Annotated in this window: 3 protein-coding genes; all 3 read right to left on the bottom strand. The window is 69.5% G+C overall.

All coding sequences use genetic code 11. From position 1 onward, the window contains the following. Window positions 1–69 precede the first annotated feature (69 nt). Entirely contained in the window at window positions 70–7,050 is a 6,981-nt protein-coding gene (locus tag ACSHXN_RS26930) for an RHS repeat-associated core domain-containing protein (protein WP_438303872.1), read from the bottom strand. Between the two features lie 92 nt (window positions 7,051–7,142). Then, entirely contained in the window at window positions 7,143–10,796 is a 3,654-nt protein-coding gene (locus ACSHXN_RS26925) for a LamG domain-containing protein (RefSeq protein ID WP_438303870.1), read from the bottom strand. Between the two features lie 92 nt (window positions 10,797–10,888). Beyond that, window positions 10,889–12,481, bottom strand: a complete 1,593-nt coding sequence (locus tag ACSHXN_RS26920) for an FG-GAP and VCBS repeat-containing protein (RefSeq protein ID WP_355137618.1) — start codon at window positions 12,479–12,481, stop codon at window positions 10,889–10,891. Window positions 12,482–12,504 lie beyond the last annotated feature (23 nt).

Here is a 12,504-nt window from a genome sequence, read left to right as displayed (position 1 = left end):
GGGATTCGAATGTTGGAGTAATCGGTGCCGCTCAAACCCGTCATCGCGTCCTGGCTCCCGTTAGTCCGACTACAACTTGATGGTCTGTACCAAGCGCAGGTGCTCCATGGCGCCTGGCCCGAAGATGACCTCTTCGGGCATCCCGTCGCCTGTCACTCTGGTGGTGATATGACCCTCCTGAACAAGCCGATCATATGTGCATTTGCACATTCGGAAGATGGATACCGCGGCGCCGCTTCGGGAACCGCTATTCCTCGTCACCCCCCACTGCGCGGCGACGTTGATGTTGGATCCGCCTCCCCGCGTGAGCTCGTAGGTGAAGAGATTTCCGGGCTGTGCCACTTGGCCGCCGCTCGACGCCTCCTTCGCGGCGTCGGAACTGAGCCCGCCGGCCTCGATGTTGTCGGCGTGCTCGACCGTCGTACCGTGCGCGAAGTCCAGACTCTCGTCACAGTTGTGGACGAGCAGCGGAGTCGCGCCCGCCAGGACGTAGTACGCGTGGATCCCGTTGATCGTGAGGTCATGCGTGCGCTGGCGCTTCTCGAAATGCCGGACTGCCGTCAGCTCGACTTGGTCACCGGACGGCGTCCTCAGTTCCATACCGGGCTTAAGGTCGCCCGCCTTGACCCACTCGCCCTTCGACCCGACCCAGAACGGGTGGGTCATCGTGGCGACCAGAGCCTGCGGCTTGCCGGACTTGCCCTTGACCGTCAGGTCGGCGAACGACTTGTCGTCCTCCGTGACGATCGTGCCCACGACGTCGCGGACCGTCGTGCTGCCGGTCTGCGCATCGGTGGTGACGACCTTGTCGCCGAGCGAGACCCGCTCGATCGGCTTGGTCTTGCCACCCGCTAGCAGCACCTTCGCGCCGGGCAGGAAGCTGTGGCATTCAGGCTCGGACTTCTTGGCCTTCTTGGCGGCCGCCGCCGCCTTCTTCCTGGCGTCAGCCAGTTTCTCGGCGGCCTTGGTCAGCCCGGCTCTCGCCTTGCCGACCGCCTTGTTGGCCTTCCACAGGCCCTTGACGCCGCCGATCAGGTCGCCGACCAGGCCGGTCACCCGCTTGGCGAGCTTGATGCCCTTGGCCCACTTCCACGGCGCGCCGTACTTGGCGAGGATCTTGCCCGCCAGGCCGCCCGCGAAGCTGCCGGCGATGTTGAGCAGCGTCTCGCCGCAGGAGCCGACGTCACCGGTGGAGATGCAGTCCAGGGCCGCGTCCACACCGAGGATGTCCCGGGCGATCTTGACCAGTGCCTTGCCCGCCGACTTGATGCGCTGCTTGGCGGACGCCTGCTGCTGCTGGGCCGCCGCCACGTCGCCTGACGCCTTGCTGACGTCCGACTGCGCCTTCGAGACCTCCGGATCGGTGTTGGTGACCGGAATGCCACCGCGGCACTCGATCAGGCCCTCCCGGCACTCCGGGACGATCATGCCGCTGGGGTCGGCGTGGGTGACCGGGGAGTTGTTGGCGTAGGCGTAGCCGTTGATCTGCTGCGGCTGGGTGTAGTCGATGACCGGGTCGACCGAGATGAACTTGCCGATGGCCGCGTCGTACTCCCGCGCGCCCAGGTGGGTCAGGCCGGTCGAGGCGTCGATCGTGCCGCCGACATAGCCCTTCTCCCCCGGCCAGGTGCCGGTCTTCTCGCCGCGCTCGACGCCGAAGGGGTCGTAGCGCCGCTGGGAGACCGCCCCGGTCGTGGAGTCGATCGCCAGCTCGCCCGTGCCGTGATGGTCCGAGGCGATGAAGGAGACCTTCGAAGCCGTACGGACCGCGACCGTCTGTCCGGCGTACTCGTAGTACCGGGTGGCCTCCGTCTTGGTGCCGTCGGCCGACAGCTTCAGTTCGGTGCCGGGCAGGTAGACGGTGGTGCCGGAGGGGTCCTTGCGCTGTACCCGGTTGCCGGTCGCGTCGTACAGATAGCTCGTCTGCGAACCACCCGCCTCGGTGACCTTGGTCAAGGCACCGGAGTCGTCCCAGGCCAGGACCTGGGCGTTGCCGCCGAGGGTGCGCTTGGTGGTGTCGCCCGCGTCGTCGTACTCGTACGTCGACTGCCGGTCCCCGGTCGGGGTCTTCTCGGTGACCTTGGTGACCTGGTGCGGTCCGTCGCCGAGGGCGCCCGCGCCGCCGTACTCGTAGCTGCGGGTGATGTTCTTCGCCGCGTCCAGCCCCGTGTCGTGGTTGATCTCCGAGAGGCGGTTGCCGATGGCGTCCGTCTCGTACGACTTCCAGTACGGGGCCGGACCGCCGAGCGCGCTCGAACCGGCCGCGGAGTCACAGGCCGTGGGGCCGGAGCCGTCCACCGGCACGGTGGACCCGCGGGTGCCGGAGCCGGCCGCGGCCGTCGCGGTGGCCGCGGGGGTCCAGGCGTCCTGGAGTCGCTGCCGGCCGTCGTAGGCGAAGCACTGCACGTCCGGCGCGGCCGGGTTGGCGGTGTCCGCGATGGACAGGACGTTGCCGGCCTGGTCGTAGGAGTAGTTCGACTCCTTGGCCGGGGCGGTCGCGCCGTAGACGTCCACCACCGAGCGGGTCAGCCGGTCGGTGCCCGTCTCGTAGCCGAAGGTCTGCCAGACCTTCTTGCCGCTGCCCGTGGACAGCTCCAGCTGCTGGAGCCGGCTGTTCTTGGAGTAGACGGTGTCGGTGACGTACGGGGTGCTGCCCGTCATCGTCATCGGACGCTGAAGGGCGTCGTAGGTATAGGTCAGTGCCTCCGCCGGCAGATCGCCGAGGGCGGGCAGTCCCGAACTCTGGAGTGTGCCGTCCCGGTTGTAGGTGGAGGTGTAGACGTAGGTACCGGCGAGGGCCCCCTGCGAGGCAGGTACCTGGTATCCCGTCTTCAACGGACGGTAGAACTCGTCCATGGACTGGACGGCCGTGGCGAAGTACTCCGTCGGCGAGATGTAGCTGAGTGTTCCGTACGCCTGCCCCAGCCAGCCCGCCTTGTCGTACCTCGTCTCCGTCAGCTTGGTGCCGGTGTTGGCGTCACCCAGCCAGGTCGTGGTGACGCGGCCGAGCTTGTCGTAGACCGTCGAGGTCTTCTTGTCGCGTCCGTCGTACGTGACGACCGGCCGGTCCAGCTCGTCGTACTCCGTGCGCGAGGTCCCCGCGTCCGGATCCACCGACTTCGTCCTGCGGCCCAGCTGGTCGTACTCGTAGCGCCACACGTTGTTCTTGGCGTCGGTGACCGTCTCCAGCAGGCCGGCCGTGTTGTACGTGTACTTCGTCGAGTCGTAGGGCACGCCCGCGTTCGGCGAGGCGCCGCGGTGGTGGCGGATCTCGGAGACGTTGCCCTGGTTGTCGGTGATCGTCGTGGTGGGCACGCCGCCGACGGGCGGGTCGACGCGGGTGATCTCGCCGTCGTAGGCCGTCGTGGTGCGCCACTGCTCGGCGCCGCTGACCGCGAAGACCTGGGCGGTGGGGCGGCCCAGGCCGTCGTACTCGAACAGGCTCTGCTGGCCGACCTGGCCGTTGCTCACGAGCTGCAGCTCGTCCGAGGCGGCGCCGGTCGCGTTGTAGGTGGCGTTGGTCTTCCTGACGTTGCCCGTGCCGTCGTACCAGGTGTCGGCGGCCATGTGGGTGCCGCCGGGACCCTCGGTCTGGATCTGGCGGGGGCGCAGCATGCTGTCGTAGAGCTGGTACTCGGCGCCGTAGGAGCCGTCGTTCTCGATCTTCTCGGTCTTGATCGAGGTGACCTTGTCCTTGCGGACGTTGTACGAGTACTTGATGCTCGGCGTCTGCGTCGAGGCCCGGTCCGCCAGCCATACGGAGGTCAGCCGGCCCAGCGCGTCGTAGGCGAGGTCGGTCCGCTTCCCGTTGGGGTCCGTCTGCCCCGCCGACATGCCCCAGGCCGGGACGTAGTCGGTGATGGTGACATGGCCGAGGGCGTTGGTGACGGTCGTCTTCGTCAGCAGGCCGTTGGTCTCGGTGTAGACGGTCTTCGTCTGGTCCGAGGTCCCGTACTGCTTGGCGTCCTTCTGGGTCAGCGGGCGGCCGTAGGTGTCGTAGGTCGTGGCGCCCGTGACCTGGTAGGTCGCGGTGGTGCCGTCGTGCGCGGTCAGCCGCTCGGTCTTGGTCGCGTCGCCCTTGGTGGGCGCCGCGCCGAACGCGCCGCTGTCGTACGAGGTGCGCTCGTCCGCCAGGATCTGCGTCCTGCGGTCGGGCGTGGTGGCGCACTTGACCGAGACGACCTCGCTGCGCGCGGGGAGCGACAGGATGTTCTTCGCCGTGTTGTCCGCGTACGTGGTGCGGGTGCAGGTGTCGTCCTCGGCGGTGGAGACGTCGCCCTGGTCGTCGACGTTCAGCACCCGGCCGGTGCCGTTGGAGGTGTCGTACGTCGTCGTGGACTTCGTCTCGCTCCAGGTGCCGTCGGACTTCAGGCTGAAGCCGCGGCCGGTCTGGGTGCGCACGATCGCCGCGCGGGTGGTGCCCCAGCTGCGGGTCTGGGTGGCGGTGTAGTGCTTCCACGGCGTGTTGATCGTCTTGCCGACCAGCTTGTCGCCGTCGTAGGTGGCGACCTCCAGCTGCTGGCCGGTGAACTCCTCCTCGTCGGTGTACGAGGTGCCCGTGGAGTCCTTGACCGCGACCGAGCGGGTGTTGCCCGCCGAGTCCTTGTCGCCGTCCATGCCCTGCAGGAACGTGTAGTCGACACGGGTGGTCTGCTTGTCGGCGGTGCCGCTGGTGACCCTGACCTTGCCGTAGCCCTGCCAGCCGCCCCAGGTCAGGTACTTGTCGTCGGTGATGCCGTCCGGCTTGGCCTTACGCCAGGCCGCGTCGCCCTGGTAGTCGTAGCGGGTGACCATCGCGTCGCTGCCGCCGGTGCGGTCGGTCTCGATGATCGCCGACACCACGTACTTGTGGAACCAGTCCGTGATCGGGTCGGTGTAGCCCGGCGGGGCCCACTTCACCGGGTAGCAGCGCTTGGTCGACTCACCCGGCTTGGGCAGTGTGGCCTTGGCGCAGTCGGTGGGGGCGTAGTTGACGTCCAGCTGGGCGCCGGTCTCGCTGAGTACCATCGACAGACGGAAGCGGTAGAACGGCGCGATGTTGTCGCCGATCGCGTCGACGCGGTTGGCGAGCTGCTCGCCGAAGAGATCGACGGTCGGCAGTTTGACCGCCGTGCCGACCCGGCCCTCGTTCTCGATCCTCGACAGCCACAGCGTCTTGGAGTCGTCGCCGTTGTCGGTGAACAGGTGCGTGAACGCCCAGGCGTCCACGTCCTGGTAGTTCGTGGTGTCCTTGCGCATCTGCGTGACGACCGACATCAGCCGCTTGGTGGTGAAGAAGGTCGCGAAGGGCGAGGTGCACTTGGTGGCGGACTTGCACTCCTGGTCGACCGGGACGTCCGGCCAGTGCGCGGCGTTCGCCTTGGTCCGCTTGCTCTCCGCGCAGTCGAAGTCCGCGTCGGGCAGGCAGCGTTCGGCGGTGTTGAACACGACCCGCGCCGGGGCCTTCGCCGCGTAGACCTTGCCGTCCTGCTGGCCGTAGTCGATGCGTTCGAGGTAGCCGCCGCGGTGGTACGCGGTGCCGTTGACGTCCGTCTTGCCGTTGAGCGCGTAGTAGTTGGTCTCGCGCTCGTAGAAGTAGGACATCACGTTGCCGTGGGTGTCCTTGACGTAGTCGAGGCTCCACCGCCAGGCCTGCTGGCAGTAGGCGCTGGTGAAGGTGGCGTTGTAGCACGGCTCACCGGAGTCGTCGCCGAAGACCGGCGCGGTCCAGACGGAGTTGGTCTCCTCGTTGCCGGCGGCCCAGCCCGGCAGCCGGTTCAGACCGAAGTAGTACTCCGTGCCCTCGGGTGTGGTGACCTTCCAGTGCTCGCCCTTGTCGCCCGAACTGCCCTCGTCGCCGTTGGTGGCACCGGTCAGCTTCTCGACCTTGGTGCCGTCGTCGGCCGACATGTGCCACTCGCCGGTGGTGTCGTCCTTGACCAGCTCACCGGAGGATCCGTTGAGCATGATCGTGGCGTTGTCGAAGGCCCAGCACTGCTCGGCGGAGCCGGTGTGGCCGTCGTCGGCGCACGGCTTGTAGCGGCGCTCGATGTAACCGGGGTCGTAGGAGAAGCCCTCGCCGATCCAGGAACCCTGGTTGTTGGTGGCCGAGGTGCGGCCGTCCGCCGACTGGGAGGAGTAGCCGAGCCCCACCGTGGGGATCAGGCCGCCCGGAGTCGGCACCGTGCGCAGCGGGTAGTTCCAGTTGAAGCCGCCGGAGGAGGTGGCGACGCTCCAGCTGGCCGACGGGGACAGTGCGGTCGCCTTGTACGTGCCCTGCGCGCTCGACGGGCCCGCGGCCACGGCCACGAGGGAGGTCGCGGTGGCCGCCATGCCGGAGACGCCCTCGGCGGGCGCGGGGGCGGCGGTCACGTCGGCGGACACGGTGCCCGTCTTCACGTCGTTGACCGTGGGCAGGGCCTTGGGCTGCCCGGGGCAGACCTTGCTGCCGGGTACGGCGACGGCGGCGCAGGCCGGGAGCTGGACCAGCCGGAGACGGGAGGCGTAGGAGCCGCCGAAGCCCTCGGCGAAGTCGGAGTAGTCCACGGTCAGGCGGACCTTGGCGGCCTTCTCCTCCCCGTCCGCGCGCTGGACGCCGAGCAGTACGCCGGCGCCGAGCTTCGCGGCACGCGCCGGGTCGAGGACGTCGACGCGGACCTTGCCGGGCGCCTTCGCCGTCCCGGTCGTGGCCCTGGACCCGGAGTCGGAGGTGGCGCGGGCCGCGGCACCGGTCTTCGGTGCGAGCACCTCGACCGGGAGGCCGCCCGCCTTCCCGGTGGCCCCCAGTTTCACCTCGGTGCCGCCCTGCCGGGGCCACACCGCCTTGTCGAGTCCCTTGACCGCTGCCGTGCGCGCCGGGTCGGTGGGACGGGACTTCGCTTTCGCGTCGGTTCCCCTGGCGGGATCACCGTCGTCCTGGACACCGGGGCGGCTGGTGCGGCCCCGGGTGCCGTCGTCGAACGCCACCGCCTGGACCGACGACGCGGACAGCGCGAGCGAGAGCCCGAGTACCGTCGCGACGACCGTCCGTCTGGGCAGGCGACGGCTCAGTGAGCGGCCACGGAAGAGCATGGGGACAACTCCCTGGTCGGAGGAGAAAGCCATGGGTCGAAGGGGTGTGCCGGGCCGCCACCGGCCCGGCACACCTCGGAAATGCCGGTCCGTCACATGTCGGGTACGGCCGTCAGCGCGGCCATCTGCTGCACTGCGATCTGGTCGGCTGCACCGCTGTAGACGCGGATCTCGTCGATGGCGCCGGCGAAGTACTCGCTCGCTCCGCGCAGCGAACGGCCGACCTGCAGACCGCCGGTGGCGGACCACAGGGTGTCGTCCGTGCCGTAGGCGCCTGCGACCAGCTGGCCCTCGACGTACAGCCGGATCGAGTTGGCGAAGGCGTCGTAGACGACCGCCAGATGCTGACCGGAGCCTCCGGTGTCGGGCAGTTCCTGGTCGTCGGTGAAGGTGACGACTTCGGGCGCGGCCGCGTCGGTCCTGGCCACGGCCAGCTCCCACTGCTGGGTGGCGGTCTGGTAGCGGACCTGGACGCGGTTGGCGTTGGCGCCCGGCAGGGACAGCACCGTCTGCGACTTGTCCGGGTCCAGCGAGGTGAGCTGGGCGCGGGCGGTCACGGTGAAGCTGCTGTTGCCGGTGACCGGGGCGGGGGCGGTGGACGCGTAGTCCCCGTCGCCGTCCAGGACCAGGTTGCCCTCGCCGACCAGAGCGGCGTTGTCGAAGATGTCGGCCGGGCGGTAGATGGAGGCGTTGCCCGCCAGGGTCAGTGCCTGGCCCCCGCCGGTCTCCGCCGAGGCAGCACCGGTCGCGGCGTCGAGCTGCCAGTACCCCTTGCGCTCGGGCTTGATCGTCATCAGTTCGGCCACCTGGGCCGCCGGCAGGACGCGGTCGAAGACACGGACCTCGGCGAGGTCGCCGACGAAGTGGTCGCGGTAGCCGCTCTTCGCCGTGGTACGGCCGATCTGCAGCGGTCCGTACGACCTCCAGGTGGAGCGTCGCGTGGCGGAGCCCTTCAGATCCTTGTTGACGTAGAGCTGGAGCTGAGGACCGCCGCTCTTCTGCGCGTCGTACACGCCGGTCAGCAGCACCCACTGGTCCTTGACCGGGGCCACCCCGGTGGAGACGGCCTTCCACTCGCCGAGCGTGTCCACGTCGTTGACCGGGACGGCGAACTTCCACGTCTGCGCGGACGCGTCGTAGCCGAGGGTGAAACCGGGTTCGCCGGTGCCGTCCTGGCTGACGACCGTCATGTCCTTGTCCAGCCCGGTGGGCCGTACCCAGGCGCTGACACTGAAACTGCCGGCCGTGTCGAGGACGGTCTCGCTGGCATCGAGGTACGACTCACCGGTGCCGTCGAAACGGGCGGCCCTGTCGACCTTGCCGCCGGGTCCGTCCACGCCGAAGGTGACGGCCGTGCCCGCGGTCGCCGAGAATTCGCCGCTCTCGTCGTGGGCCTCGACGTCACCGGCCTGGTCGGCGAGGTTCCACTGGGCGACGACGGGAGTGCCCTCGCTCACCAGGAACTCGTAGTGCGCCTTGCTGCTCGGGTGCGCGGCCTTGTCCACTGCGACCACGTCGACCCAGTGCCGTCCGGCCCGGGTCGGCATCCAGGACACGGAGACGGAGCCGCCCGCAGCGGACGGGGTGACCGAGGTCGCCGGGGAGGCGTCGCTGTCGAAGGCGTACAGGTACTTGACGACGTCCGTGTCCGGGATGGAGTCGTTCGGGTTGGGCGCGAAGGTGAAGGTGCCGTAGGTGCCCACACCGTCGTGGTAGACGGTGTCCGACGGGTACTGCTTGGACAGCACGTTCGGCTTGCCCGGGAACGTCTTGTCGTAGATGAACTCGCAGCGCTGTGCGGGATCGCCGTCGTAGCTCCAGGGGCCGTAGCCGTCACCGTCATAGGCGCGCGCGCTCCAGTAGATGACGGTGTTCTGCGGGATCGTCGATTTGACGGTGTGCGTGAACTTGGTGCTGGTCGTCGGCGAGAGCCAGTCCGGTGTCAGATAGCTGTAGGACTTGGCCTCCTTGGTGGTGGGGTCGGTCCACTCCACCTTGAACTCGACCTTGACCTTGTCGGTCTGGCCGTTGCCGTGGTCCGGGTCGCTCGCGATGGCCTGGAGCTTCGGCGGGACATCGGTGTACTCACGCGTCGAGCCCCACTTGCACAGGCCGCCCGGGTCCGTATACATGTCCGACGTCTTGATCTGCCGTGGCAGATTGTTGTACTTGATCGACAGGTAGGCGTTGCCGCAGATCCGCTTCCACTCCGCGAAACGGGACTCGTCGGCGGCCCTGAGGCCCAGCGTCATCGAGTTCCAGCCACCGGCGGCCGCCGTCTTGATCTCGCTGGTCAGCTCGCCCGTGGCACCGCTCTCGAAGTGCAGGTTGGCCTGGCTGGAGCAGGAGGTCGGGGAGATCGCCTTGTCGACGGTCTGCAGGTAGTCGTCCCAGTCGTCCGAGGTGTTGGACCAGTTGCTGGACGAGCTGAGCGCGTAGTTCTGGCCGCCGATCCGGTACAGCTGGATGGGCTCGGCCGTCGGGGAGGCGCTGTAGATGTGCTCCACCCGGGCGGAGAAGGTGGCGCCCAGGATCTGCTTCCCCTTGTAGAAGGAGAGCGGCATCGTGAACAGCACGCGGCGCACGCCGACGCCGTTGCACGACACCGGGCTGTAGTCCGTGGGGCACTTGCCGACGCCCGCGCTGCCCGAGTACTTCCAGTCCTGCTCGCTCGGCATGCCCGACATGACGCCGGTCCAGGAGGTGCGCGAGGTGGTGCGCTGGATCGGGTCGATGACGACGGGGAAGACGGTGTCCTCGCTCCTGAGGAGCTTCTGGTCGGGGACGAGGCTCAGCTTGCCCTTACCCACCTCGACGCCCAGCGGCGCAACGCGTCCGCCGCCGCCCGGACCCTCCAGGGCGGCCCCGGGGGCCTTCTCCGCCCGGGGCCCGGCGGTGGTGGTCGCGTCCGCGCCGGCCGTGGCGGCCTTCAGTGCCTTCGCGACGGCCTTGGGACCCTGCTTCCCGGCGGCGGCCTCCTCTACGGCGGCGGAGTCCCACATGGCGGGCTTGCCCGCCTCGAAGACGGTGCCGCCCACGGCGGCGTCCTCAGCGACGATCGCCCCGGAGGCATCCTCCGTGACCTTCAGGCCGCCGGTGGTCAGGCCGAGGTCGAGCCGGGCCAGCTTCGGGTCGGCCGCCGCCTCGGGTGTCTTGACGACCAGCAGATGAGCGAAGCCGTCCGCCTCGGCGCGCACCGTCAGGTCGACGCCCGGCAGGGCGTCGACGTAGGTGGCGGTGTCGCCGTCGACCTCGGGTGCGGGCAGCTTGCCGTACGGCCAGGTCAGGGCGAACTCCCGGCCCGCCCGCTGCATCGTCACAAAGGGCTTGCCCGCCTGTCCGCCCGAGAACGACAGGTCGACGGCGGCGGCTTTCGGCGCCCAGCTGCCGTCCGTCCGCTTCACCAGTGTCTCGTCGATGTCCACCCACGTGCCGGCCCGGACCGTGCGGACGGGCTCGGTGTACTCGCGGGCGGTGAACGTGCCGTCGGGCTCGGCGAAGATCTCCCGGCGCTCGGTGCGCAGCCCGACGACTTCGGTCTTCCTGCCGCTCTCCTTGGCGGCGGCCAGGGCCTCCTGCTCGGTCTGCACGGGCTTGTCGGCCGCGACGGGTGCCTGGTCCCGCGCCGGAGCGCCGCCCGGAAGGACCGCCAGCGCACCCGCCACCACGGCACCGGCGACGGCGGCCGCCACTGCACCGCGCAGCACCGGGCCGCGCCGTATCGGTCTGTGTCTGTCTGCGGACACGCGTCCACTCCCCAGTCGAATCATGTGTGTGTCGAAGTTCCGGTCGCCGGAAGGTCCCGTCCGGCGGGATGGGTCCCGCGGTTGACGAGCCGTCATCGGACGGTCGCCCCGAATGCGGCGCCGCCCGCGGGGATGCCGGCCTCGCCCGGTTTCCATGTCTGTGCCGGTGCGCCGCCCGAGGCCGTGTTCCACGGGAAGCCGTGGACCGCGTGTCCCTCGGCCGGGCCGTAGGGCATGCCCACGTACAGCAGTGACGGGCTGCTGCCGAGGCTGATGCCGGCATACGTTCGGGGCGTGGGTCCGGAAGGGATGCCATGGCCCGGCTCGATCCACGCGTCCGAGGCGCCGGGCGCCCCGATCGCCGGCAGGATCTGGACGCCGCCCGCCTCCGGGGCGTTCTCCGCCGACTCCTCCCCGGGTACGCCCACGGCCAGGCGCATCGTGCTCGCGGTACTCACCACGTTGGTGGCGGTGTTGACGGCCGCGAGGCGCTGGCCGAAGAAGTCACCGGGCTCGGCTTCCCCCTCGACGCCTTCGACGTTCTGGTCGATCCAGTTCAGCAGCACGACCGACCCGTCCGCCTTCATGTGGAAGACGTGCACCGCGCCGGCGTCGACGGTGGTGCCGAGGTCCTCCCCGGGTACGCCGACGGCGAGGATCGCGTCCGTGATCGTGGCAGCGCCCGTCGGGCGGTACGGGGCCATCGCGAGGGCGGCACCGTAGCGATCGTCGGTCTGGGCGGCGGTGTCAGGTCCGGCGGTGCGCCCCTGCCCCATGCCGAAGACGGGCTCGGGTATGCCGTTCGCGTTGATCGACGGCCTGAATGCCTGGACACCTCCGGCGAAGGCGACCGTCCCGATGCTCTCGCCCGGGGCACCGACGACGAAGGAGCGGTCCGTGGCGGCGATGGAGGCCCCGAAGCGGTCGTACGGTTCCGCCTCCTCCCACACTCCGGTGGTGTCCTGGCTCACGGACACCGCCTGGTAGTCGGTGCCCCAGACGTAACCGATCAGCCCCATGTCCGCGCCACCGGCGCCGTCCTCGCCCGGTACGCCTATGGCCAGGAACGGGAAACCGGTGGGCGAGGTGCCTGCCGCCACCGCGTAGCCCAGCCAGTCGTCGGTCTCGGGACCGCCGCCCAGTGGCTGGGTCTCCCCCTGGATGAAGCCCTTGCTGTTGAACTCCTGGCCGACCGCGGTGGTCGAGCCGAAGATCACTTGGACGTACCCCGCGTCCTTGACGGTTCCCACGTCCTCGTACGGGATGCCGACGGCGAGGTCACTGCACCCGTCCTTGTTCGCGTCGTACACGGCGACGGAGAAGCCGAACTGGTCCCCGCTCTCAGGAGCATCGGCGACATTCGGCGTGTCCTGAGATATCTCGACCACCCCCTTGCCGCCGCCCAGCACGATGTGGACCAGGCCGGCCCGTTCCTGGCCCGCGACCGTGGCGTCCGGGTCGGCGATGACCGTGTCCCGTACGCCGTCGCCGTCGAAGTCGGACTGGGCGCCGGCACAGGCTCCCGCCGCAGCGGCCGGGGTGCCTCCCGCGCCCAGCCCCAGCAGCAGCAACCCCACCGACAGCGCCCCCACTGCGCCCGCCCGCCAGGGACTCCGCGCGTGCGGCGCCGGTCTTTCCCGGAACGAGGCCCTGGCCCCCACGGCCTGTTGTCCGTATGAGGACATGCGTTCCCCCCTGTAGCTCTCTG

Origin of the sequence: Streptomyces sp. HUAS TT11 (genome assembly GCF_051553595.1) — a bacterium.
GTDB lineage: Bacteria > Actinomycetota > Actinomycetes > Streptomycetales > Streptomycetaceae > Streptomyces.
Note: the sequence above shows the minus strand (reverse complement) of the source record. Positions and strands in the feature narration are given on the sequence as shown.